The following is a 24566-nucleotide window of genomic DNA, read 5'->3' on the forward strand; positions in this document are numbered from 1 at the left end:
GGTAAGGTTGCGATTGTCTGTAAACCCGTAAGTGCATTGCAAATGCCGGGTCAGGACCGTGTGGTCGGCGAAAGAACGGCCAACCATCGCGCGGAAGCCACAGCCGAAACATACCGGATTGACGCGCGCATTAATGAACCGTTTAGTCTGCCACGGGTGGCGAAGAGGACTGACTCGAAGTTGGATAGGCGAATGGTTAGACCCTTTTCAAACACGCTTTGGCGTCTTGAACTGGTGGTTCTCTGTCTGGACTGTGCAGCGGAAGCGGGCAAGTCTGTATCACGAGATGCCCGGCACCGGGTCCCATTGGGATGTAGCGATTTATGACCGTTTGCATAGGCTGCGTAGATCTGTCTGCGGCACAAGCGGAGTCCCGGTTCTGGGCCCATGACAGCGATCAGGTGCTGGCGCGACTTCTGCTGCGGACGGCGAGCCCGAACAGTTTCGCCGATGATCTGGCGGCAGCGTTGGCGCCGCGAGGGCTGATCCTGAATGCGGTCAGTGACGTGGCTGCGGTCACGGAAAAAGACAGCCCCGAGTTGCAAGAGGTCGCACAGTCAATCGATGCCGCAGACCCACACTTGTTCGGGCGGATGTGCGATGCCGCCAAATCCCATGCGTGCGCGATTGTGGAAACACCTGCCGAAGCAGTGTTGCCCTCCGGGTCATTGTGGGCCGTTCTGGATGGCGTGGCGTGGCCCGGATTGCCCGCAGAACTGGCAGCGTCTGGTGATGATCATGTCAGCCTTTATACATCGACCGACGAAGGCACTCTCGCGTCGGGGCCATGGCTGGTGCATCTTCGAGAGGGATGTACGATGCTGGCCAAGATACTCGGTCAACCGCATGACAGCCACGTGGGCATTCTGCTGACAAGTGATCTGCGGATGGCAGAGCTGCGGCAGCATTTGCGGCGGTTCACGATGGCGCACATTCCGACGGATACGACCGCCCCGGTGTATTTCCGGTTCTATGACCCGCGGGTGCTGCTTGAAATGTCGACAGCGATGTCACGAGAGAACCTGTCGCGGTTCATGGCGCCGATCAGCAGTCTCTATGCGATGATCAGCGCCAAGGCGATTTTGCCGGACCACGCCCATATTGCGCGCCTGACCACCCCCTTTGACACAGAGGAGGGCACCGCCGGACGGCTTGCAAAGATAACCTTGGAAAATCCAACCCCTGATGAACGCAGGGGTGCGTTTTACATCACGCCAGTGGAGTTTTCGAGGTTCGAAAGGTTGCAGCGCAAGAAGGCGGAACATGCGTTGGCGCGCAAGATGAGCCATGAGTTTGTCGGGCGGCCCTGGTCCGAGTATCGCCAGATTGGCAAAGCTGCCCCCGCTGCGGCGCGGCTGTTCAACATGTCATCGGTCAAGCAAGTCATGGTTCTGGCGCGGGCGATGATGCTGTTTGGTCGGGATTTCTGGGAAACGTATCCCGAAGCTTCGACAATCCTGAAAAACGACACCCAATTGCCGTGGCAAAAGAAAGACGCCTTGGTGAAATGGATGGTCCATCAGGGCACTGGGCCGCAGTGACCTCGAGAGCGACGACCGATTGCCCAGACAGACGCCAATTCATCAATTGCATGCCACAGAGTTTGGCGAGCAATCAGAACGAGGGCGGTTGCCTATGGCAAACGAAGATGCCTTCCGGGAGGGCGCAGAAGAATACGATAACAGTCTTCTGAAACTCCTCGCCCGGAGTTTGAAATCGGACGGGCCCATCACGGAATGTGATCAATTGATTGCTTGATCCTGTCCTCAATGGAGCAGTTGCAGCCTCTGACGCTGACAGAAGCGGGATCAGAGTGCTGCCGTCGGAAGGTGCGAGGGGGGCCTGCTTGATGAGGGCTGCAGCCAGTTTGTCCGTGCTTTCGTAGCCGCGTGACCGTCTGATACGTTCGAGATGCGGTGCCATCATGCTCTGCCAGAGTTGGGCATCCTCTGTCTGATACGCGCGGTGCAATTTACGGGCGGCTTCGTGCAAGGCGGCCCGGGTTGCAGCCGTATCCTCCAGGACCGCCGCCCTTGCCCATGGCACTTCTCCCAAGGTCGTGTCGTCGAGTGTGAAGGTGATGGTGATGCGCCTCGCGGTGTCTTCCGAGACGCGATTTGAATAGGTGATGAGGCCATCAGCAGCGCCACTGCAGACAGAATGACGTGTTTCATCGCAACTCTCCCTTAGCTCAGCCACCGCTTGCGGCGGCGATACGACCGCACGTCGCGGAAGGATTTGCGCCCTTCATCCGACATGCCGAGATAGAATTCTTTGACGTCCGGGTTTTCGCGCAGTTCGGCGGCAGGGCCGTCCATCACGACACGACCGGATTCGAGGATGTAGCCATAATGCGCAAAACGCAGGGCCACGTTTGTGTTCTGCTCGGCCAGAAGGAAGGTCACGCCTTCATTCTCGTTCACAGACTTCACAATACCGAAAATCTGTTCGACCAACTGCGGCGCCAGCCCCATCGACGGCTCGTCCAGCAGGATCGTCTCGGGCTTGGACATCAGTGCCCGACCAATCGCGGTCATCTGCTGCTCACCACCAGAGGTGTAGCCCGCCTGGCTTTTTCGGCGCTCACGCAGCCGCGGGAAGTAATTGTAAACCATCTCAAGATCAGCAGCGACGGCGCCCTTGCCGTCGGTCCGGGTATAGGCACCGGTCAGCAGGTTTTCCTCAACGGTGAGGTGCTCAAAACAGTGGCGGCCCTCCATCACCTGTACGACACCGCGCTTGACCAGATCGGCGGGGTCTTTCTCGGCCGTGTTTTCGCCGTGATAGTGAATCGACCCCTTGGTCACTTCACCGCGTTCGGACGCCAGCAGGCCCGAAATGGCTTTCAAAGTGGTGGTCTTGCCTGCGCCATTGCCGCCCAGCAAAGCGGTGATGCCGCCCTTGGGCACCTTGAGGCTGACGCCTTTCAACACGAGGATCACGTGGTTGTAGATCACCTCGATATTGTTAACCTCTAGAACGGTCTCGGTCTGTGCCTGGGCATCCAGCATGGGCCACCTGTCCTGTCAAAATACTCATGGGTCCCAGCGGCAACAGATGCCGCCGCTGGGTCACAGGCTTAGCAGCCCGCTTCGATGTTGTTCTCGCTGGCATAGGATGCGCTGTCCTCGTCGATCAGCGGCTGGATCACATCCATGTCCGTGGCCGAAAACTCGGAGATCAGCGACCATGTGCCCGCCGATGCATCCCACTGGGTCATGCCGATCAGGCCGGGACCACCGTGGTTTGCGCAAGACACGTCAAAGGACGGACCAAAGCCCGGTAGACCCAATTCGGTCATCTTGGTCTCGGTGATTTCCAGCGCTTCCATGCCGTCACGCATCATCGCAGGCGTGATCTCGGCCTCACCATGGATTTCCTGCGCGGTTTTGGCAGCCTCAGCCGCCAGCATCGCGGCATAGAGGCCACGGTTGTAGAGCACTGTACCGATCTGATCGCCTGCACCAGCCGCCTTACCCGCATCCACAACATACTTCTGGATGTCGTCAAAGACGGGGAAGTCGCTGCCTACACCGTGGAACGTCAGCGCCTTGTAGCCGTTGGCCGCGTCGCCCGCAGGCAGCACGTCGTTTTCAGACCCGGACCACCAGATGCCAATGAAGTTTTCCATCGGATACCGGATGTTGGCCGCTTCCTGGATCGCCACTTGGTTCATCACGCCCCAGCCATACATGATGACATTGTCGGGACGCTCACGACGGATTTGCAGCCATTGCGACTTTTGCTCCTGACCAGGGTGATCGACAGCCACCAGCATCAGCTCAAAGCCGTGCTTTTCCGACAGCTCTTCGAGCGTGCGGATCGGCTCTTTGCCATAGGCGGAGTTGTGGTAGACCAGCGCGATTTTCTTGCCCGCTATGTCACCCTGGCTCATCAGGTAGTTGATCGCACCCGACGCCCCGTTCCAGTAGTTGGCGGGGTAGTTGAAGGTGTGGCTGAAAACCTCACCATTCGCCGCCGAGGTCCGGCCATAACCCATGGTGTGCATGGGGATGCCATCAGCCGTGGTCTTGGGGATCAGCTGATAGGTGATGCCGGTCGACAGCGGTTGATAGACAAGGCTGCCTTCGCCCTTGGTCGACTCGTAGCATTCCACACCCTTTTCGGTGTTATAGCCCGTCTCACATTCCAGCACGCGCGCTGCCACGCCACCGATGCCGCCATCACGCTCGTTCAGCAGTGTAAAGTAGTCGGCGTAGCCATCGGCAAAGGGGATGCCCCCCGCCGCATATGGGCCTGTCCGGTAGCTGAGCGACGGGAACACGAGGTCCGCCATCACCGGGCTTGCCGCCATCATGGCTGCGACGGCGTAGGTGCCTAGTTTGTATTTCATCGGTAATTCCTCCCTAATTGGTTGTCCGATGCGAGCCCTGAGGCCCATCCGTAGGGCGGGGTTCACCCCGCCATTCTTGGTGGCGTCCCGTCAGTGCGGGAACGGCCACAATCTCAATTTCTCCTTGGCAACACGCCACAATTGCGCCAGCCCGTGCGGTTCAAGGATCAGGAACATGATGATCAGACCGCCCACGATAACAAGCTGGAAGTGGGCCACGATGTCCGTGGGCCAGCCCATCAGGTCCACGCCCACAATCTTAAGCACGACAGGCAGCACGACAAGGAATGCGGCCCCGGCAAAAGAGCCAAAGATCGACCCAAGGCCACCGATGATGATCATGAACAGCACGAGGAAAGACTTGGTAATGCCGAACACTTCGCCTACCTCGACCGCGCCAAGGTAGACCGCGAAGAACAACGCGCCCGACACACCGACGAAAAAGGACGACACGGCAAACGCGGTCAGCTTTGCCCGTAGCGGGTTTACCCCAATGATCTCGGCTGCGATGTCCATATCCCGGATCGCCATCCATTCGCGCCCGATCGATCCGCGCGTCAGGTTACGCGCCAGGATCGCGGCGCCCACGGTGAAGACAAGGCAGAACAGGTAGGTCGCCCATGCTTCGGTATTGGGGCCGGTGACTTCGATGCCGAACACGGTACGCTCGGGCGCGTTGATCTGCCCCGAGGCCGAGTAGTTGTAGAACCACGACACCTTGTTGAAGAGCCAGACAAGGAAGAACTGCGCCGCCAATGTCGCCACAGCCAGATAGAACCCCTTGATCCGCAAACTTGGCAAGCCAAAGGCCGTCCCGACAAGGGCCGTAATGCCCCCCGCGAGGATCACGTGGAAGAAAATGTTCACATCCGGGAACGCGGTCATCAGCTTGTAGCAGGCATACGCCCCCACAGCCATGAACCCCCCTGTGCCAAGCGACACCTGCCCGCAATATCCCGTCAGAATGTTCAGCCCGATGGCCGCGATCGCGTAAATCAAAAAGGGCAGAAAGATCGAATTGACCAGATAATCCGTCATCACAAAGGGCATGACCAGCACGGCGACGGCCAGCACAAAGTAGTACCGATAGCGGTCGAATTTGATCGGGAAGGTCTGGCTATCCTGCGGATATGTCGTCGAAAAATCGCCCGCCTCACGATAGAACATCAGATGCGTCCTCCCATTGCGCGCATGGTGAATGCGGCTTTAACCACCCTGTTGGGTTTCTGTGTTTTGCCACATTTCGCCCCCGGTCCCATGGCATTCTGAGCGTGGGAAAATGGAGTGGGATCTATGACCGCGATACTTGACGACATCCGTCGTCTGGATGCCGCGCATGCGCGGGGTGAAATTAATGCCGTCGATCTGGCGGCGGAAAAGGCAAAACTGTTCGAGTCCGTACCGGACGCGGATGAGGTTGCTGTCCATACAAGCGCAGGTGCCGCACGACGCCGGCCGCCTGTGGCACGACTTGGACCAACGCTGCTGCTTTGCATCTTGGTGCTGACATTATGTGCAGGGTCTACATTGCTGCTGACCGGCGACCTCATGCTGGCGATGACATTGTCCATCACGGTGCTGGCCGCGGTGACAGTGACATTGTTCCGGCAGTTGGATGGGTAGCCGCGGGTTGCTTCACACACGCTCAATGATCTTCTCCCCAAACAAGCCCTGTGGGCGGAACACGAGGAAGATCAGGGCAAGCACGTAAGCAAACCAGTTCTCGGTTGCGTTCATGGTGAAGCCAAACAGTGCGCCCGCCAGATCGCCCGAGGACATGAAGAACTCGAACAGCTTCTCGCCCACGCCGATGATCAGACCGCCCACGATGGCGCCGGGGATGGATGTGAACCCGCCCAGCATCAACACCGGCAGGGCCTTCAATGCGATCAGCGACAGTGAAAACTGCACGCCCGACTTCGCACCCCACATGATGCCCGCAACCAGCGCGACAAAACCCGCGACGGACCACACGAGAATCCAGATGTAGTTGAGCGAAACACCTACGGACAAAGCCGCCTGGTGGTCATCGGCCACGGCCCGCATCGCGCGCCCCTGTTTGGTGTATTGTGAAAAGATCACCAACGCCGTCACAAGCAGGATCGCGATGATCGTCGCGGTGATGTCCAGATTGTCGATAAAGAACCCGTAGCCGAACAGGTTGAACGTCGCCTCATCAATGGCAAGGTTGATGCCTTGCGGCAGGCACGTGCCTTCAGCCAGACATACATCCAGCTTCTTTATCTCGGATCCCCACATGAGGTCCGCGACGCCTTCAAGCAGATAGGCAAGACCGATGGTCGCCATGAACAGGATGATCGGTTCCTGCCCCACCAAATGCTTGAAGATGAAGCGCTGCACCATCCACGCCAGCAAGATCATCACCACAACCGTCAGCAGAATGGCGACAACCGAATGCACATGCCATCCGAAATGGTGAATCTTGGTCCCGAAGATCGCGTTGATCAGGTGCGCGAATGGCACCTGCCCGTTCTGGATACCCACCAAGGTCATCGCGGCAAACAGCGCCATGACCCCTTGGGCGAAGTTGAAGATACCAGACGCCTTGAAGATCAGAACGAAGCCCAGCGCCACAAGGGCATAGAGCACCCCAGCCATCAGCCCGTTGAGGAACACCTCGCTGGCATAGATCAGTTGGTCAGACATCAACGGCACTCCTCCGGCCAGGTTCCGCAAAATGCGCCCTGCTTAGGCGCATAAGTCATTGAAAGAACGAAAAAACTCATTTCCCTTGAGGTCAGCCCTGTCATGCTGATGACGGCGAAGCCTCCGTTCAACGGCTTCGAAGCAAGCCCATTGAACGTGGTGATTGCACCGTCCCCAATTGAGCGGGCAAAGGGTGCGACGTCGTTTCGCCAGTCACTGTCTTCAGTCACGTTTGTTAGCCAATCGTGGATCAGCTCATCGGGCTGCACGTCCGACGACATGATTTCGCAGCCAAAACCGGAATCAGTTACGAGTGGAGAAAGGGAAAACTTACCTGTTTCATTCACCCACCCGGACCAAGATGGCGGCGTAGCGGGCAATGCTACGACCGCCGAAAGCGCATCAACTGTATCCACAGGGCGGAGCCCCGCGGCATCAATCTCACCGTCAGGCACCAGAACTGTGAGGCACCTGCTTTGCAATTCTACCAGCAATCCTGCATGGGCAGGACGTTGCGAAACCGCGAATGCTACAAAAACAATCAAGATGAAGGGAAGCCCGGTCATTTCAGTGCCACCCCCATCAGGTCTGCCGTGTGATCCCGAAGCGGCTGGTAGCTCACCCTCAGACGGGTCAACCCTTCGAATGTCAGGTTCCAGTTCAGCGTGATCTCGGTCACCCGACCGTCGCGGCGCGGGGCCGCAAGGAATGCCGCGGCAAAGGCGCGGTCCATGGTCACTCGGCTAACGGGTTCAAAGGCGGTTGTTGACACAAACCGCGCACCGGCCCCGCCCCGCCATTCATTGAATGCCAGCAGCAACTCGGAATAGCTGAACCCATGGCTGATGATCTCACAGGCCGGTTCATCGTACATGAAGACCACCAGCGTGTTGTCCAGATCGGTTTCCTGATAGCCCAGCGCATACGAGTTGAGTGCGCTTTCGAAATACCGGCGGAAGGTCCGCGGGATCGGCATGATGTCACGTGGCGACAGGCTTGCCGGATCTTCGAGATACGGCAGGCAGCGTGTTGCGATCACATCGCAGAGGTCCGCCATGTCCGGCTGAGACGGATCACAAATCGCAGGCTCAGCCGCCAGCACAGGACCGGCCCACAGGGCCGCACTCATGATAAGCCACTTAGCTCTCAAGATCAGTCTCCACTACGCGGAACGCACCATCGTCGATGCGGACCATGACCCGTGGTTCGATCCATTCGTTGCTCACCAACCAATCTGCTTCACGCACATATCGACCCGAAGCAACTTGCACGGACACCCAATCCTCCGCCATGGGATCCACGGCAGCCTCCGGCACCTCGACGGCGCAAGCCCGATCACCCATTGCAGGTGCCGCATCCAGCAACAAAGTGAACGCATCCGCAGCATAGACCCGGATCGCATCATGCATCTGGTCCGCGGGCTGCTCGGCCAAATCGTCTACGATGGGCAATGTCTGATGCTCAAACGGATCAAGACATCGCGCGACAAACGCATCCCATCCCGGCCCGGCCAGCGCCACACCCGGCAAAAGCGTTGCGCAAAGCGCCAGAACACAGCGCGTTGGGGGTGCACAGGGGGTGTACGAGGGGTGTACGGGGAGTGACACCCTGTTGCCGGGGGTCCATTCAGTCATGTGACACCCCAAGATAGGCGTCGATCACATCCTGGTTGTTGCGCACATCGTCTGGCGTGCCGTCGCCGATCTTTTTGCCATAATCCATCACGACCACCCGGTCGGACAGGTCCATGACAACACCCATGTCGTGTTCGATCAGCGCGATGGTGGTCCCAAACTCGTCATTCACGTCGAGGATGAAGCGGCTCATGTCCTCTTTCTCTTCGACGTTCATGCCCGCCATGGGCTCATCCAGCAGCAAAAGTGACGGCTCAGCAGCCAGCGCTCGCGCCAGTTCGACGCGCTTCTTGAGGCCATAGGGCAGGCGTGCCACTGGCGTCTTGCGGATGGCTTGGATCTCAAGAAAATCGATAATCTTTTCAGCCACTTCGCGGTTGGCTGTCTCTTCGGCTTCGGCCTTGCCCTTCCAGATCGCCTGCCCCCAAAGACCCGTTTTCATATGGGTCAACCGCCCGGTCATGACGTTATCCAGAACGGTCATCCCCTCGAACAGCGCGATGTTCTGGAATGTGCGCGCAATCCCCTGACGCGCCACTTCAAAAGGTTTCATCTGGGGCCGCGGCGCACCCTTGTAGAACACCTGCCCCTGTTGCGGGATGTAAAAGCCAGAGATGACATTCAGCATCGACGACTTGCCCGCGCCATTGGGCCCGATGATGGCCCGGATCTCACCCTCGCGAATGTCAAAAGAGATGTCCTTGATCGCCTCAACCCCGCCAAAACGCAGGGTGATGTTCTTCATCTCCATGACCACGGCACCGATCTTGCGGCCATCTGCGGTGGTGTAGCCTTCGGTCTGATCAAGCATGCATCACCTCCATCGCCCGCCGTATTGGGGGCATGTTAACCAATCTATGCGCAAGCTCGGGACACATTTCGGAGGGTTCCCAATGTTTGACGCACTTGAACGCCGCTACCTGCTGAAACTCGCATTCGATTGCCGCCGAAAGGGTCTGAGTGCTGCGGAAACGCGAAAAGTCATGCGATGCAACATCGGACATTTCACTGGCGACAACCGACTTTCCTGCGCAGTCCGGCACGTGTTTAAAGACTAAGCTCAAGGGTTCCGCCCACTCAGGTCTCAAACACCGCCCTAAGGCGTTTGCAACGGGATGCTCATTCCCTGTTTCAAAAAAATCCCCCCGGAGGGCCGGTCTGCCTCACAAGCCCACAGCATGACATGATGCGCCAAACGGGATGGTGGGCGGGGCGATGGCGCAGCCGAGCGTCGAACCAGCATCTTCACTCCGCCGCCATCTTTTGCGCAACCGCAGACGTCACCGCCGCGCGCACCTCAAGCGTTGCCGAAATCGACCCCTTGCGCCCGTCCTCATAGGTCACCTCCGTCACCGTCGACACCTCGGACGAGCCATCATAGAGCGCCGCGATGATGTCCTCGTACTTCTCCTCGATGATCCGTCGGCGCACCTTGCGCGTGCGGGTCAACTCACCGTCATCGGCGTCCAGCTCTTTGTGCAGGACGACAAAACGATGCACCTGGCAGCCTGACAGCATCTCGTCCTCAGCCACGGACTGGTTCACGTCTTCGACGTGTTCGGTGATCGCGGCCAGAACCTGCGGATGCCCCGCAAGTTCCTGATAAGACGCATAGGCAATGTTGTTACGCTCCGCCCAGTTGCCCACCGCGGTCAGGTCGATGTTGATGAAAGCCGTGCATTCATTGCGCCCGTTCCCAAACACGACGGCCTCAAGAATGTTCGGGAAGAACTTCAGCTTGTTCTCAACATATTTGGGCGCGAATAGCGCACCTGACGCCATCTGCCCCACATCCTTGGCCCGATCGATGATGCGCAGATGGCCGGTGTCTTCCTCGATGAACCCAGCATCGCCAGTGGCCACCCAACCCTCGGAATCCTTGGTGTCCGCCGTGCTTTCGGCGTTTTTGTAATACTCCACGAACACGCCTGGCGAGCGATAGAACACTTCGCCATTGGGCTCGATCTTCAACTCGACCCCGGGACACTTCACACCCACCGTATCGCTGCGCACCTCGCCATCGGGCTGCGCAGTGATGAACACTGTCGCTTCGGTCTGGCCATAGAGCTGCTTTAGGTTAATGCCCAAAGAGCGATAGAAATCAAAGATTTCCGGGCCAATGGCCTCACCCGCTGTATAACCAACCCGCACACGGCTGAAGCCAAGCGTGTTCTTGAGCGGCCCATACACCATCAGCTCGCCCAGACTGTATTTCAGGCGGTCCATGAACCCGACGGACTTACCGTCCAGAATGGCGGGCCCAACCTTGCGCGCATGCGCCATGAAGTAGTGGAACATCTTCTGCTTGAAGCTGCCCGCATCCTCCATTCGGATCATCACGTTGGTCAGTTGCGTCTCGAACACACGCGGCGGGGCGAAATAGTAGGTCGGCCCGATTTCGCGCAGGTCCACATGCATCGTGTCAGCACTCTCAGGGCAATTCGTGCAGAACCCCGACCACAGCGCCTGCCCCACGGAAAAGATGAAGTCCCCGACCCATGCCATCGGTAGATAGGCCAGAATATCGTCCGACTTGCGCAACCCGTCAAACTCAGATGATGATTTCGATGTCTCAATGACATTTCGGTTCGACAGGACAACGCCTTTCGGCTTGCCCGTCGTGCCCGACGTATACAGCATCACGCAGGTGCTATCGTAATCCAGCGCGGCAATGCGCTTGGCCATCTCCGGCGCCAGTTCATCCCTCTTGGCCCGGCCTGCGTCCTGCACATGGCTATACTGATGCAGCTTAGAATGATCGTATTTCCGCAAACCTCGCGGATCGAGGTAAACCATCTGCTCAAATTCCGGCAGTTGGCCCTGTACCTCGATCACCTTGTCGACCTGCTCCTGATCGCCTGCGATGACAAAACGTGCGCCGGAGTGGTCGAGGGTATAGGCCATCTCTTCGGCCGCAGCGTCTTGGTACAGCGGCACTGGGATTGCGCCCGCCATCTGCGCCGACATCATGGACCAGTAGAGGTAGGGACGATTGCGGCCGATGACGGCGATATGATCACCGGGCTGCACGCCTAGGTCGATCAACCCAAGTGCCAGAGCTTCGACCTCTTCGAGCGTCTGGCCCCACGTCCAGCTTTGCCATATCCCGAATTCTTTTTCGCGATAGGCGGGAGCCGATCCAAATTCCTTGGCGTTCCGGTGTAGCAGCGCAGGTACGGATTTCAGCCCGCTCGCGCCCTCAGACGACTTGACCACGTATGTTCCTCCCCAGCGCACCTCTTCTCCCGAGAGGCACGCATGATCGCTCAGACGATTCTTTCTACGTCTAAGGATGTCGCCCACACACTGCGCGTCAACTTTTTCCTGATGTTTTCCCAAACCTTACGAATTGTAACAAGCGGACCGCGCCCCGTTGTGCGGGCCCGGAAACCAGTGCTAGCCATGTGGCATGGCACAAGATCATACGGCATCGCTGACGGCCTCGGGCCTGAACCTGATCGCGCAGGCGCTGACGATCTATGATCAGGATTTGCGGCTTGCGGTCTGCAATGCACCGTTCCAGCAGATGTTTGATTTGCCCGACGCACTCGTCACCCCCGGCTCAACCTTTCGCGAAACGATCACGCATCTGGCCAAGCGCGGAGAATACGGCCCGATCGACGATCTGGACAGCTTTGTGCAGGAACGTGTGGATCAGGCGCTTGCATTTGAGCCGCACTACATGGAGCGCACCCGCGCCAATGGCCGCACGATCAGCGTCGAAGGGTCCCCCCTGCCACAGGGCGGGTGGGTCACCGTTTACACCGACATTTCGCATATCAAGGCGCAAGAGGGCCTGCTACGCGCCCGCGCGACGGAACTGTCCGATCAGGTTCTGCAACACACCGAAGCGTTGAGTGCCACGAACCGCCAATTGGCCGCGACCGTTTCCGCGCTTGAAGAAGCCAAACGTCAGCTGACCGAAACCGAGGCCCGCACCCGCCTGACTACCGAGATGATGCCAGCCCACATCGCGCTTGTGGATGCCAGCGGTCACTATACCTACTCCAACAGACGGCTTAGTACGGTCATTCCCAGCCGCCCATCTGACATTGTCGGTCAACACATCTCGGATGCACTTGGTGCCTTTGCCTACGGGCGCATCGCATCGAACCTGGCCCGCGCCTACAAGGGCGAGGCATCCGTGTTTGAATTCACGGATGAGGCAAGCGCCAGACGCATCCGTGTGGCGTTCACACCGGAGGCCTCCGGTGGCGTCAATATCCTGTCGATGGACATTACCGAAGAAACACAAGCCCGCGTCGCTCTGCAGCAGAACCGCCGCCGCACACTCGCTGCACAGATGACTTCCGGGATGGCACATGACTTCTCCAACCTGCTTACCATCATCCTCGGCCTGCAATCCAAACTTTCCCGTATGGACAGCTTGCCAGCAGGCGCACAGGACCTGATCGACGGCACCCTCTCCGCCACCCGCCGCGGCGGCGAACTGCTCAACTCAATCGCCGACATGACGGCGGGCCGTGCCATGCGCCCCGCCGCGACTGATATCGAAACGCTGCTGGGCGATGTGACAACCATGGCGCAATCGACCCTGCCGCCGGGTCTCACACTCAGCACCTTCACCAGGGTCACGGGTCCCCATATGCTGGATCCAGGTCTGGTCAAAGACAGCCTGTTGAACCTCATCCTGAACGCCCGCGACGCTTGCGGCACCAAGGGAGACATCACCCTGACGGCGCGCCCAGTCCACGACACATGGCTGGAATTCATTGTCACCGACACCGGCCCCGGCTTTTCCAATGACGCGTTGGAACACGGCTTCGACCCGTTCTTTACCACGAAAGGCTCCGAGGGATCGGGTATGGGTTTGCCTATGGTTTACGACATGACCAAGCGTGCGGGCGGTGATCTGAAACTGGGCAACGGAGAGATTGGCGCACAAGTGCGTCTGCGCCTACCCCTCCGCCCCGCCCCACGACTGGCCGGTGCGCTTGTCCTGTTGGTCGAGGATGACGCGGACTTGCGTCAGCACTACCGCGATCTGTTGATGAACATGGGTCACGCCGTGATCGAAGCTGCGGGCGTCGACGAAGCCATCGCCCTGACGGCAGACCTGCCCGACATTGGCCTTGTGCTGTCCGACATCAACCTTGGTTCCGGCAGCCGCACGGGCATTGACCTTGCAAACCAGTTGCACGGCAGTCTGCCTGTGATCCTGATGACCTCCCTTCTGCCCGGTGACACAATGTATCAAACTGCAGCGCTTGCTGCCCCGGTTCTGCGCAAGCCGTTTGAGGCATCCGACCTTGCTGCCCTTTTGCAGGCGGATGCGGCATGACCAAGCCACTTGTCACCATCCTTGACGATGAACCGGCGATCCGCACGATCCTTGCCGACGCTCTGGAAGAAGCAGGGTTTCGCACCTTGTCCTTTTCCCGCGCCGCGGCGTTCGAAGCCGCGCTCAAGACTCACAAACCCGATGTCTGCCTTGTCGATCTGGGTCTGCCGGACACCGATGGGTTGACCCTCGTCCACAAACTCGCCCTCGAACAAGGGGCTGCGGTCATCATCATCTCGGGCCGTGCGCAGGTGCAGGACCGGGTAACCGGGCTGGAATTGGGCGCTGATGACTACATCATCAAACCCTTCGATCCAGCCGAGGTTGTCGCCCGCATCCGGGTGCGGCTGCGCACGCCAAAGGCAGCAACACAAACAGGACAGATCGCCCATTTCAATGGGTGGGAGGCCTCTTTCGACAGCTATACATTGACCGATGAAGCAGGTCAGGAAACGCCGTTCTCTCATGCCGAAGGCGAAGTGTTACGCCTGTTTCTGGATGCGCCAAAACGCTTGATCAGCCGGGCGCAAATGCAGGAAAGCCTGGGCGGTGGTGCCGGTGACAGCTTTGATCGCGCGATGGATGTACGCATCAGCCGTTTGCGCACAAAACTGCGCGAAGATCCCAAAAACCCACGCTTGATCAAAACGATCTATGGCGCCGGTTACATCTTTTTGGGCGATGTGCAGTGGACATGACGATTCAACCCGTGGCAGAATCGAAACATGATTGAAGCACTCCTCTACCGTTCCAGTCACAGCCGGTTCTACCGGGTTGAGATCACGCTGAACCTGTTTGCCGAAGCGTCCGTTGTCCTCGAATGGGGATTGATCGGTGGCAAGCCCTGCCAGCGCGTGACCTGCCACAGCGATCTGCGTGCCGCATCAACCGCCGCCGACCGCTACAGGCAACGGGCCATCAAACGCGGCTACGCCCGCGCCGCCTAGAGCCCAGCAGCATGGGCCAACACGTGCAGGCCCGCCACAAGATCGGCCTCATCCGTATCTTCCTCGAATGCATGGCTGATGCCGCCGATTGAAGGCACGAACAGCATCGCAACCGGCATACACCGGGCCACATTTGTCGCGTCATGCAGAGCCCCTGAAGGCATCCGCCGCCATTTTCCCGGTACGACCGTCTCGGCACCTGCTTCAAGCTGCGCACGCAGATCAACATCCATCGCCACGGGCTCCAATCCCAGAAGCGGCCCTTTCTCGACACCAAGGTCTAGTTCTGCCGCGACCTCGGACAGCGTTTCCTCGATCACCGCCTCCATCCGTGCCAACCGGGCCACATCCGCATCCCGCCATTGCATGGAAAAGCGCACCTGGCCCGGCACGATGGACGACGCATTGGGGCTGACCGCCACATGCCCAATAGTCCAAACGGATTGCGGCGTGACCACATTTCGCAACCGCTCGTTCAGCCGACTGGAAAAGGCAACCAGCCCCTGAAACCCATCCCGCCGTAGCGCCATTGCCGTGGTACCCGCATGGTTCTGTTGCCCGGTCAACGTGATCACCCGATCTCGAATGCCGACGATGTCGGTCACGACACCTATCTGCTCGCTCGCGGTGTCCAGCGTCGCGCCCTGCTCGATATGCAATTCGACGAAGCCGGTGAATTGCGTCGGATCGACAGGCGCGCCTGCGCGATCCCCAACCACCTCCCGCGCCTGCCCAAGCGGAACATCGTCATGATCCAGCAACGCATCCGCCTCGGCCAAGGATAGCCCACCCGACCACACGTTGGATCCGGTCGTGACGCCATACCGACCTTCTTCATCCTGAAAAGAGACAACCGAAATGGCAGGCCCGCCAACTTCGACGCTTGCCCGTGCCACTTCCAGCGCCGCAACCACTCCCAAGGCACCGTCCAACCACCCGCCCTGTGGCTGACTGTCGGAATGCGACCCAAGCAGCAACGACGGCCCCTCGGCCAGTCCAAACAAGTTCCCCATCGCATCAAAGCGCGGCGTCAACCCGGCGTCGGCCATCCGCGACGCCAACCAATCGCGCGCTGCCATGTCAGCCTTGGAATACGCGGGGCGTACCACCCCCTTGCCAACGCCCGAAGCACCGAACTGGCACAAAGCATGCAAGTCCGTCAAAAAGCGCGCCGTATCAACCATCCCGCATCCTTCATCTTGCCAAACAAACTTTGGGGAGTTTGAGGGGTGAAACCCCTCATTCACAAGATGGGATCATGCGCGCCGTCAGGCGCACATTCGGATCACTCCGCCGCGACGGCCCCGGTTACTGCCTCGACCCGAACGGCCGAGAACTTGAATTCCGGAATCTTGCCATAGGGATCGACAGCAGGGTTTGTCAGGATATTTGCCGCCGCCTCTACAAAGGCAAAAGGCAGGAACACCATATCCGGCGCCACGCCCCGATCCTCACGCGCCATGATCTCGATCGACCCGCGCTTGGTGGTCAAACGCACCATGCCACCCGCAGACACACCCAGCTTGCGCAGAGTGGACGGGTGCAACGAACAGTTGGCCTCGGGCTCGACCGCGTCCAACACAGATGCCCGGCGCGTCATTGACCCGGTGTGCCAGTGCTCCAACTGCCGACCCGTTGTCAGGATCATCGGATAGTCGGCATCCGGCACGTCATCGGGCGGAATGACGGCAGCGGGTGTGAACCGCGCACGCCCGTCGGGACGGGGAAAACCGTCGCCAAAGACAATCGCCTGACCCGGATCTTCGGGTGACAAAGACGGATATGTCACCGCATTCTGCCCCTCCAGCCGCTCCCATGTGATGTTGTTCAGGCTCGCCATGTTCAGCTTCATCTCGGCAAACACATCCGCCGGGCTTTCATAGCTCCAGCCAAGGCCTAACCGCTTTGCCAGCTCTACCTCAATCCACCAATCTTCTTTGGCGTCGCCCGGTGGTGGTACGGCAGGCCGTCCCATCTGGACCTGACGGTTGGTGTTGGTCACCGTCCCCGTCTTCTCGGCAAAAGCCGATGCAGGCAGGATCACATCCGCATAATTCGCCGTCTCAGTAATAAAGATGTCCTGCACCACCAGATGGTCGAGCTTCGCCAGTGCATCCCGTGCATGCTCCACATCCGGGTCGGACATTGCCGGGTTCTCACCCAGAATATACATCGCCTTGATCTCGTCTGCATGAACCGCATCCATGATCTCGGTTACTGTCAGACCCTTCTCATTCGAGAAGTCGCCAGAGCCCCACACATCGGTAAAGGCCGAGCGCACGCCGTCATCCGTCACCGTCTGGTAGTCCGGCAGGAACATCGGGATCAGGCCCGCGTCCGACGCGCCCTGCACGTTGTTCTGACCACGCAACGGGTGCAGCCCGGCCCCAGGCCGCCCCACCTGCCCCGTCATCAAGGCGAGGCTGATCAGACAGCGCGAGTTGTCCGTCCCGTGAATGTGCTGCGACACGCCCATGCCCCAGAAGATCATGGCTGACTTGGCGCCGGCAAAGGTCCGCGCCACATCGCGCAGCACATCCGCCTCGATCCCACAAATCTCCGCCATCTTCTCGGGGGAAGCCAGCCAGGTGCTCCTTCTCCGCCTCCCAGTTCTCGGTGTAGGCGTCGATGTACTGCTGGTCATACAGACCCTCTTCGACGATCACATGCATGATCGCGTTCAGCATCGACACATCCGCGCCGGGCCGGAACTGTAGCATGTGACTGGCAAAGCGCTTCAACGCCTGCCCACGCGGGTCCATGACGATCAGCTTGCCGCCCCGCTTGGTGAACTGCTTGAAATAGGTGGCCGCGACTGGGTGGTTCTCAATCGGGTTGCAGCCGATGGCAATCGCCACATCCGCATTCTCGATCTCGTTGAAGGTCGCGGTCACTGCGCCCGACCCCACATTCTCCATCAGCGCGGCCACGGACGGCGCGTGGCACAACCGCGTGCAGTGGTCCACGTTGTTGTGACCAAAGCCCTGCCGGATCATCTTCTGGAACAGGTATGCCTCTTCATTCGTGCACTTGGCCGATCCAAAACCAGCCACTTCACGCCCACGACCCTTCAAGCCATTTGCGGCGAAATCCAGCGCTTCTTCCCAAGACGCTTCGCGGAAATGCGTCGACCAATTGCCGGGGTCCACGTTCAACCCCTTGGCAGGCGCATCGTCGCGCCGGATCAGCGGCTTGGTCAGGCGGTGATCGTGGTGGATATAGTCAAAGCCGAACCGGCCCTTCACACACAGCCGACCCTCATTCGCGGGACCGTTGATGCCCTCGACATATTTGACCTTACCGTCCTTCACTTTCAGCGAGATCTGACAGCCTACCCCGCAGAACGGGCAAATGCTTTCGACCTCATCATCATAATCGGCGCTGTCACCAACCTGCGCATCGTCCACGACGGTAGAGGGCATCAGCGCCCCCGTCGGACAGGCCTGTACACATTCGCCACAGGCGACACAGGTGCTCTCACCCATCGGGTCGGCAAAGTCGAAGGTCGGGTAGGCATCATGCCCACGCCCCGCCATGCCGATCACATCATTAACCTGCACCTCGCGGCAGGCACGGACACAGAGGCCGCATTGAATGCAGGCATCCAGATTCACGGACATCGCCACGTGGCTGTCGTCAAGCAGCGGAATCCGCCCCTCTTCCAGCTTGGGAAAGCGACTCTCGGACACACCATTCATCTCAGCCATGTCCCAAAGATGCGCGGACTTGTCGTGCGCCACGTCCCGCTCGGGCTGATCTGCCACCAGCATCTCGACCACCATCTTCCGCGCGCTCTCGGCCCGCGCGGAATTGGTCGTGACAACCATCCCGTCCGCCGGTTCCCGGATGCACGAGGCAGCAAGAACACGCTCGCCTTCGATCTCCACCATGCACGCCCGACAGTTCCCATCGGGGCGATAGCCGGGCGCAGGTTTGTGGCACAGATGCGGGATCACCAGACCACGCCCATTGGCGACCTCCCAAATGGTCATGCCAGCCTCAGCCCGCACTTCTTGCCCATCCAGCGTGAATGTCACCTTGTCCGTCATCGCGCACGTCTCCCTACCGTCTGATATTATGTAGCGTGCAAGTCACGCGCGTAGGACTCCCATTCCCGACACCAAGCCCCGGTTTTGCGCCACGCAGGTTTCCGATCCGCAACCATTGCCCATCCCCGGCAACACGGGTAGCGATTGCGCATGCTTTCCAGACCTTCCCCCGACAGCTTGCGCGTTACGGCTCAAACTCTGGTCGTCGGAGGCATCGGGGCGGCATTCGCCGAGCTTCTGAACGCGCCCATAGCGGTCTTAACAGGACCCGCGCTCGTCGTCAGCCTCGCCGCGCTCGCGGGGCTGCGCACGGGTATCGACGACACGGTGCGCAACCTCGTCTTCCTGCTGGTGGGCGTGAGCATCGGCAGTGGCGTGGACAGCAATGCAACAGATGCCATGCTGCGCTGGCCGTTGGCCTTTGCCGCACTTGGGGTGATGCTGTGGGCGACGCTCTGGCTGTGCGGACGACTGTTGCAACACGGGTTCGGGTTGGACCGTCGCAGCGCTTATCTTGCGTCCGCCCCGGGGCACCTGAGTTTTGTCGTCGGGCTGTCGGCCGGGTTGAACCTCGACACCACGCGCATTGTTGTGATTCAATCGGTCCGTCTGCTTGCCCTCACACTGACAGTACCTGCCATAGCGCTTGCCTTCGGCTTTGAAATGACCGGGCAGGTGTTGCCGCCGGGTCCACCGATGGCTTGGCTGCACCTTGTCGTACTGCTGGCCGCGGGCCTTGCCTTTGGCTTCATTCTGGACAAGATCGGACTGCCCGCGCCCCTGCTGATTGGCGGCATGATCGCCTCCAGCCTCGGCCACGCGGTCGAGGTGACACCGGGGGTCATGGCGCCATGGCTTAGCTACCTGGGACTTATGACCGTGGGCACGCTGATCGGCGCCCGGTTCGACGGGATCACACGAAAGGCACTGGCGACGTCGCTGCTGGCCGGGCTCACCATCACAACGCTGACGGTCCTCATGGCTCTGGCCGCCGCGGTGCCAGTGGCCTATGCGCTCGGCTTCAACCCGACCCACGTGCTGATCGCTTTCGCCCCCGGCGGGTTGGAAACGATGATCGCCATGGGCGTCGTGCTGGGGGCAAATCCTGGCTTCGTCGCTGCCGCGCATGTCTCCCGCCTGCTCTTTCTGACAATCCTGCTGCCCGCATTCGTGGGGCGTCTTAAACGCGCCTGATCCAATCTTCATCTTGCAAAATAAACTTCCGCCGGAGGCTCCCGTACTTCCCAGCATCACCGCCGTGACCTAGAACAAACGAAACACCAACCACAGGCGCCCATGTCCCACATTACCCTGATCCGCCACGGCCAAGCCAACACCCATGCCAAGGATGAGGCCAGTTACGACCAGCTCTCTGACCTCGGTCATCAACAGGCAGCATGGCTGGGTGACCATATGCGTGCCACACATCAAAATCACACACGTCTCTACACCGGCACGCTGCGGCGCCATCGCGAAACCGCGAACGGCATGGAAACGGGGATGAGGGCCACCGAAGACGCGCGGCTGAACGAGCTGGAATACTTCACAATGGCGCAGGCATTGGAAACCGAACACGGCATTCCCGTCCCGGCAGCACCTTCTGAATTCGTGCACCACTTCCCCAAGGTTCTCACTCACTGGCAGAACGACAAGCTCGAAAACGTGCCCGAACGGTTCTCCGAGTTTGAGACACGGATCAAGGACGCCCTGACCGAGATTGGCGAGGGTGAAGGCCCGGCGCTTGTCGTGACTTCGGGCGGGCTGATTGCCATGACAATGCGGTTGCATCTGGGGCTTGAGGTGTCGGCCATGGCCAACGTGGCCCTCGCGATCATGAACACGTCAATGCACCGGCTTCACCCCATCGGCGGCACATGGTCGCCGGTGATGTTCAACGCCGTGCCGCACCTTGAACACCCCGACCGTCATCATGCGCAAACGCATGTCTAACGCTACAGCTCCGAGGATCAGCCCATGAAACTCTACTACGCAACCGGCACCATCTCGATTGCCGTCGCCATCGCACTGGAAGAAGCGGGGCTTGACTACGACACGCATCAGCTCAACTTTGCCGCGGGTGACCAACAGTCGCCCGACTATGCCAAGGTCAACCCCAAGGGGCGCGTTCCGGCCCTTGATGTGGATGGTACGATACTCACCGAAACCGGCGCGCTTCTCGACTACATCGCAACCCAAGCTCCCGCCCTTTTGCCCGCCGATGCCATCGACGCAGCCAAGGCGCGCAGTGTGATGTACTACCTTGCCTCAACCATGCATGTGAACCACGCCCACAAGATGCGCGGCCATCGCTGGGCCGATCAGGAAAGCAGTTGGCAGGACATGACCGCCAAGGTCACCGAAACGATGACCGCCTCCGCCCAGTTCGTTGAAGACGAATGCCTGACCGGTCCGTTCGTCTTGGGGGATCAATTCACCATCGCAGACTCTTACCTGTTCATGGTGTGCTCATGGCTGCCGGGCGACGGCGTTGACCTTGCCCCTTTCCCAAAAATCCGCGCCTTCATGGAAGCGATGGACGCGCGGGACAGCGTCAAAGCCGTGCGCGCTAAGGGCATGATGCGATGACGCATCTTTGGGTTCGGGCCGAGCAACGAGAAAACGAAGACCGAGTCGGCCTGACGCCCGAGGGAGCAGCCAAACTGATCGCTGCCGGGATCACGGTTACGGTCGAAGACAGCCAAACCCGCTGCATACCCACCGACCGATACGCCAATGCCGGGGCCACTATCGCGGCCGAGAATACATGGCCTACTGCACCTGACGGTGCGATCATCTTTGGTCTCAAGGAACTGCCCGACGACGGAACGACCCTGCCGCACAAGCACATCATGTTCGGTCACGCCTACAAAGGGCAGCCAGCCGGACAGATCCTGCTGCAACGATTCAAGGCGGGGGGCGGCACGCTTTATGACCTTGAATACCTTGTGGATGAGGCCGGAAAGCGCGTCGCGGCCTTTGGATACTGGGCAGGTTATGCGGGCGCTGCCGTCGCACTCAAATGTTGGGTTGCACAGCAAAAAGGTCAGATCGCGGGGCCGGTCACGTCCTATCCAAGCTCAAACCACATGCTGGCGGACCTGCAATCGGACCTTGTTTCGACCGGCACACACCGCCCCACGGCCCTGATCATTGGTGCTTTGGGTCGTGTCGGTGCCGGCGCGGCGGACTTGTGCACGAATATGGGCGTGCCAACGACCCGATGGGACATGGCCGAAACCGCCCGTGGCGGCCCTTTTCCCGAAGTGCTTGCGCATGACATCTTCTTCAATTGTATTCTGGCGCGCCCCGGCACACCCGTTTTTGTCCCCGCGGGGACACCGCACGCCGCGCGCAAGCTCAGCGTAATCGGCGACATTGCCTGCGATCCAGACAGCGACTTCTCTCCGATCAAGGTCTATGACCGGACGACCACGTGGAACTCGCCCGCGCTGCGCGTTCATGACGCGCCACCGCTTGATGTGACCGCCATCGACAACCTGCCGTCGATGCTGCCGGTGGAAAGCAGCGAGGACTATGCAGATCAACTATTGCCAAGCCTTCTGACACTCACCGACCGCGACTCGGGTGTTTGGGGCCGGGCCAAGGCGACCTTTGACTCAGCAGTAGGCCTCTGAAGTGACCGCGGCACTTTAGGCCAGCTGACACGTAATTGGACAATCCGCTCATCGCGTCGTGTGTGACATCAGCGTCTACCTGCCCAACAGTGACTCTTCATCCTCGCCCAGCGGCAGGCCCAGGGCTTCCATCCCGGCCTCCAGATGGTCGGGGAAATGCGGCGTACCAAGAAGGTAATCAACACAGGGGGTGGTCGCCTCAGCCTCTGCCGTGGCAACGGCCTCTGCCCAATCACCCGGCTCAAACGCGCCTCGCCCAACCCACATGACTGCCACGAGTTCGGCTTGTTCGTCTGTGTCCAGACGATCAATCAACCCCCGCAGTTCGCCTTCCGCACGTTCCACATCACGGCCCATCAGGACCACTTGTGCAATGATGGCGCGTTCAATCTCAAGATTCATGGTTCAAACCTCCTGAGCTCATCCTGCTCGGTTCGCAAACCTGCCGCCTTGATCCGTATCAAATGAGTATTCGGCAAGCGTACTGACTTTGCCAGGCTCTTCCTTCAGAAATGACGACTGGCCAAAGCAGGGAAGAGCATGCGCGCACCCTAGCATAAACCCGGGTGTTAAGACAGGTTCGCCGAGGTTCAGATGTTCACCCGCAAGATCTGAGACTTACGTGGCGATGCCAACGAACATCCCTGAACACATCTGAGAATTAGGAAAAGATCCGGTAGTACAGCCAGTCAGGCAAAAACTGCGAGCCCCGGAAAAGCAATGAAAAGAGGGTCGGAAAGCTCTTCTTGAAATTGTCCGTCAGCATTAGCTCGAACATTTCGCGCGCGGCCGCTTCCGGCTCCATGATGAATGGCATGTTGAAATCGTTCTTGTCGGTCAGCTGTGTCTTGATAAAGCCGGGATTGGCCACCTGCACCCGCACGCCCGTGCGGCGCAGGTCAGCATACATGCATTCAGCCAGCGACATCGTGGCCGCTTTGGACGCGGTATAGCCAATCGATCCCGGCAAGCCACGAAAACCGGTCAGGGACGACGTGATGACAATGTGCCCCGCATCCTTTTTCACGAATGCCGGCACGACCCGACCGAGCACCCGCATGAAGCCGGTAAAGTTCACATCCGCCATCGCGACGGCCTGCTCCGCATTCCAGTCCTTGGCAGAAAACGGCCAATAGACACCGGCCAACAGCACCAGGCCATCGATGTCACCGACAGCTTCGGCAGCCGCTTTGACACTCTCGTCATCGGCAATGTCGACGGTCTGGTATGATGCCTTGCCGGGCAACTCCTCGACCAGCTCTTTCAGCTTGTCCTCACCACGCGACGACACAATCACTTCGACCCCTGCACGGCTCATGCAATGGGCCAGCGCGCGGCCCAGACCGTCACCGGCACCCACCAACCAGTAGCGTTTGCCGCTCAGGGACATGTCGTTCATGCTGCTTCTTTCATCTCTTGATTGGCAGGGCGCATGGTTGCCACCAGCTCAGCCACCTTGATCCCGTACTTTCGGAACTGCGACCGGTTCACGATGGTTCCGTTGGGCGCGAGGTACATCCAATCGACAGTATCCAGCACATGGCCGCCTGATTCATCCGGCAGGCGGAACTTGTATTTCAGCTGGACAGAACTGCCCGTTTGCTGCCCCGTACCATCGCCAACAACATCGTCTGCGCGTGCTACGATGTTACCGTCATTGCCGATGGTCAGCCGCCAGGCGCGGGTCTGTGTCGATCCGTCGTCATAGGTGAACACTTCGTCCATGACACCTGTGTTGCCCTCCCACTTGCAGTCGAATTCGCCGATAAACCGTGACGATACGCGGCCCGTGGGGCCAAAGATCACGCCCTCGCAAATGATGGGGCCGTTGAGATGCGTCCGAACATCGAATTGCAGCCCGTTTCCATTGGCATAGTCATCCGGGCTTTGGGCGAGAAAGTCAGCATAGCGTGATCGGGTCCAGCCGCACATCGTCACGACCACGGCGCCCAAAAGTGCAAAAATCAAAGCGTCCATG

The 24566-nt window shown here is 59.5% G+C and carries 23 protein-coding genes and 1 pseudogene; 9 read left to right on the forward strand and 15 right to left on the reverse strand.

The features are described from left to right. The first annotated feature begins 323 nt into the window (after nucleotides 1-323). Nucleotides 324-1541 (forward strand): DUF4123 domain-containing protein, encoded by a 1218-nt coding sequence (locus ACZ1HN_RS02200; RefSeq protein ID WP_472726316.1) that lies wholly within the window; start codon nucleotides 324-326, stop codon nucleotides 1539-1541. A gap of 73 nt (nucleotides 1542-1614) precedes the next feature. On the opposite strand, the gene ACZ1HN_RS02205 is transcribed toward ACZ1HN_RS02200, so the two are convergent. The 4 genes from ACZ1HN_RS02205 to ACZ1HN_RS02220 form a co-directional block, all read right to left on the reverse strand. Beyond that, nucleotides 1615-2199, reverse strand: coding sequence for a hypothetical protein (locus ACZ1HN_RS02205; RefSeq protein WP_472726317.1), 585 nt, complete (start codon nucleotides 2197-2199; stop codon nucleotides 1615-1617). Continuing rightward, on the reverse strand, nucleotides 2187-3011 hold the full coding sequence (locus tag ACZ1HN_RS02210) for an ABC transporter ATP-binding protein (protein ID WP_299203797.1): 825 nt from the start codon (nucleotides 3009-3011) through the stop codon (nucleotides 2187-2189). Before ACZ1HN_RS02210 ends, ACZ1HN_RS02205 begins: the two co-directional genes overlap by 13 nt. A gap of 68 nt (nucleotides 3012-3079) precedes the next feature. Then, on the reverse strand, nucleotides 3080-4354 hold the full coding sequence (locus tag ACZ1HN_RS02215; RefSeq protein ID WP_472726318.1) for an ABC transporter substrate-binding protein: 1275 nt from the start codon (nucleotides 4352-4354) through the stop codon (nucleotides 3080-3082). Between the two features lie 90 nt (nucleotides 4355-4444). Beyond that, entirely contained in the window at nucleotides 4445-5521 is a 1077-nt protein-coding gene (locus tag ACZ1HN_RS02220; RefSeq protein WP_299203803.1) for a branched-chain amino acid ABC transporter permease, read from the reverse strand. 126 nt (nucleotides 5522-5647) lie between these two features. Here ACZ1HN_RS02220 and ACZ1HN_RS02225 point away from each other — a divergent pair, with 126 nt between their 5' ends. Beyond that, a complete protein-coding gene (locus tag ACZ1HN_RS02225; RefSeq protein WP_299601664.1) occupies nucleotides 5648-5977 on the forward strand; it encodes an SHOCT domain-containing protein in 330 nt (109 codons plus the stop codon). 12 nt (nucleotides 5978-5989) lie between these two features. On the opposite strand, the gene ACZ1HN_RS02230 is transcribed toward ACZ1HN_RS02225, so the two are convergent. The 6 genes from ACZ1HN_RS02230 to ACZ1HN_RS02255 form a co-directional block, all read right to left on the reverse strand. Next, nucleotides 5990-7021 carry a branched-chain amino acid ABC transporter permease gene (locus ACZ1HN_RS02230; protein ID WP_299203812.1) on the reverse strand — a complete coding sequence of 344 codons (1032 nt, stop codon included), beginning with the start codon at nucleotides 7019-7021 and terminating at the stop codon, nucleotides 5990-5992. Then, a complete protein-coding gene (locus ACZ1HN_RS02235; protein ID WP_472726319.1) occupies nucleotides 7021-7587 on the reverse strand; it encodes a hypothetical protein in 567 nt (188 codons plus the stop codon). The genes ACZ1HN_RS02230 and ACZ1HN_RS02235 overlap by 1 nt, the downstream gene beginning before the upstream one ends. Then, nucleotides 7584-8150: a hypothetical protein gene (locus ACZ1HN_RS02240; protein ID WP_472726320.1), complete on the reverse strand. Its 567-nt coding sequence runs from the start codon at nucleotides 8148-8150 to the stop codon at nucleotides 7584-7586. Before ACZ1HN_RS02240 ends, ACZ1HN_RS02235 begins: the two co-directional genes overlap by 4 nt. Nucleotides 8151-8160: 10 nt before the next feature. Continuing rightward, the gene (locus ACZ1HN_RS02245) at nucleotides 8161-8655 is read right to left on the reverse strand and encodes a hypothetical protein (RefSeq protein ID WP_472726321.1); all 495 of its coding nucleotides are present in this window, start codon (nucleotides 8653-8655) and stop codon (nucleotides 8161-8163) included. Further along, nucleotides 8648-9466: an ABC transporter ATP-binding protein gene (locus tag ACZ1HN_RS02250; RefSeq protein ID WP_472726322.1), complete on the reverse strand. Its 819-nt coding sequence runs from the start codon at nucleotides 9464-9466 to the stop codon at nucleotides 8648-8650. The genes ACZ1HN_RS02245 and ACZ1HN_RS02250 overlap by 8 nt, the downstream gene beginning before the upstream one ends. A gap of 434 nt (nucleotides 9467-9900) precedes the next feature. Then, nucleotides 9901-11871 carry an AMP-binding protein gene (locus ACZ1HN_RS02255; protein WP_472726323.1) on the reverse strand — a complete coding sequence of 657 codons (1971 nt, stop codon included), beginning with the start codon at nucleotides 11869-11871 and terminating at the stop codon, nucleotides 9901-9903. Nucleotides 11872-12064: 193 nt separating this feature from the next. Between ACZ1HN_RS02255 and ACZ1HN_RS02260 the strand changes: the two genes are divergently transcribed. The 3 genes from ACZ1HN_RS02260 to ACZ1HN_RS02270 are packed head-to-tail and all read left to right on the forward strand — an operon-like array spanning nucleotide 12065 to nucleotide 14904. Continuing rightward, a complete protein-coding gene (locus tag ACZ1HN_RS02260) occupies nucleotides 12065-13957 on the forward strand; it encodes a PAS-domain containing protein (protein ID WP_472726324.1) in 1893 nt (630 codons plus the stop codon). Further along, nucleotides 13954-14655 (forward strand): response regulator transcription factor, encoded by a 702-nt coding sequence (locus tag ACZ1HN_RS02265; protein ID WP_472726325.1) that lies wholly within the window; start codon nucleotides 13954-13956, stop codon nucleotides 14653-14655. The genes ACZ1HN_RS02260 and ACZ1HN_RS02265 overlap by 4 nt, the downstream gene beginning before the upstream one ends. Before the next feature lie 27 nt (nucleotides 14656-14682). Next, nucleotides 14683-14904 carry a WGR domain-containing protein gene (locus ACZ1HN_RS02270; RefSeq protein WP_472726326.1) on the forward strand — a complete coding sequence of 74 codons (222 nt, stop codon included), beginning with the start codon at nucleotides 14683-14685 and terminating at the stop codon, nucleotides 14902-14904. On the opposite strand, the gene ACZ1HN_RS02275 is transcribed toward ACZ1HN_RS02270, so the two are convergent. Beyond that, complete coding sequence (locus tag ACZ1HN_RS02275) at nucleotides 14901-16088, reverse strand: hydantoinase/carbamoylase family amidase (protein WP_472726327.1); 1188 nt, start codon at nucleotides 16086-16088, stop codon at nucleotides 14901-14903. The genes ACZ1HN_RS02270 and ACZ1HN_RS02275 overlap by 4 nt on opposite strands. Before the next feature lie 101 nt (nucleotides 16089-16189). After that, nucleotides 16190-18953 (reverse strand): annotated as a pseudogene (fdhF, locus tag ACZ1HN_RS02280) (formate dehydrogenase subunit alpha). 150 nt (nucleotides 18954-19103) lie between these two features. Here fdhF and ACZ1HN_RS02285 point away from each other — a divergent pair. From ACZ1HN_RS02285 to ACZ1HN_RS02300, 4 genes are all read left to right on the forward strand, one after another. Beyond that, nucleotides 19104-20147 carry an AbrB family transcriptional regulator gene (locus tag ACZ1HN_RS02285; protein WP_472726328.1) on the forward strand — a complete coding sequence of 348 codons (1044 nt, stop codon included), beginning with the start codon at nucleotides 19104-19106 and terminating at the stop codon, nucleotides 20145-20147. A 102-nt stretch (nucleotides 20148-20249) separates the two neighbouring features. Next, on the forward strand, nucleotides 20250-20903 hold the full coding sequence (locus tag ACZ1HN_RS02290; protein WP_299601635.1) for a histidine phosphatase family protein: 654 nt from the start codon (nucleotides 20250-20252) through the stop codon (nucleotides 20901-20903). A gap of 24 nt (nucleotides 20904-20927) precedes the next feature. Continuing rightward, nucleotides 20928-21539 carry a glutathione S-transferase family protein gene (locus ACZ1HN_RS02295; RefSeq protein WP_472726329.1) on the forward strand — a complete coding sequence of 204 codons (612 nt, stop codon included), beginning with the start codon at nucleotides 20928-20930 and terminating at the stop codon, nucleotides 21537-21539. Then, entirely contained in the window at nucleotides 21536-22588 is a 1053-nt protein-coding gene (locus tag ACZ1HN_RS02300) for a saccharopine dehydrogenase (RefSeq protein ID WP_472726330.1), read from the forward strand. The genes ACZ1HN_RS02295 and ACZ1HN_RS02300 overlap by 4 nt, the downstream gene beginning before the upstream one ends. A 75-nt stretch (nucleotides 22589-22663) precedes the next feature. On the opposite strand, the gene ACZ1HN_RS02305 is transcribed toward ACZ1HN_RS02300, so the two are convergent. The 3 genes from ACZ1HN_RS02305 to ACZ1HN_RS02315 form a co-directional block, all read right to left on the reverse strand. Beyond that, nucleotides 22664-22990, reverse strand: a complete 327-nt coding sequence (locus ACZ1HN_RS02305; RefSeq protein ID WP_299203860.1) for a DUF3775 domain-containing protein — start codon at nucleotides 22988-22990, stop codon at nucleotides 22664-22666. 259 nt (nucleotides 22991-23249) lie between these two features. Then, nucleotides 23250-23987 carry an SDR family NAD(P)-dependent oxidoreductase gene (locus ACZ1HN_RS02310; protein WP_472726331.1) on the reverse strand — a complete coding sequence of 246 codons (738 nt, stop codon included), beginning with the start codon at nucleotides 23985-23987 and terminating at the stop codon, nucleotides 23250-23252. Continuing rightward, nucleotides 23984-24565 (reverse strand): DUF3833 family protein, encoded by a 582-nt coding sequence (locus tag ACZ1HN_RS02315; protein WP_472726332.1) that lies wholly within the window; start codon nucleotides 24563-24565, stop codon nucleotides 23984-23986. The genes ACZ1HN_RS02310 and ACZ1HN_RS02315 overlap by 4 nt, the downstream gene beginning before the upstream one ends. Nucleotide 24566 lies beyond the last annotated feature (1 nt).

The sequence above is a fragment of the Tateyamaria sp. GN1-10 genome (assembly GCF_055693845.1).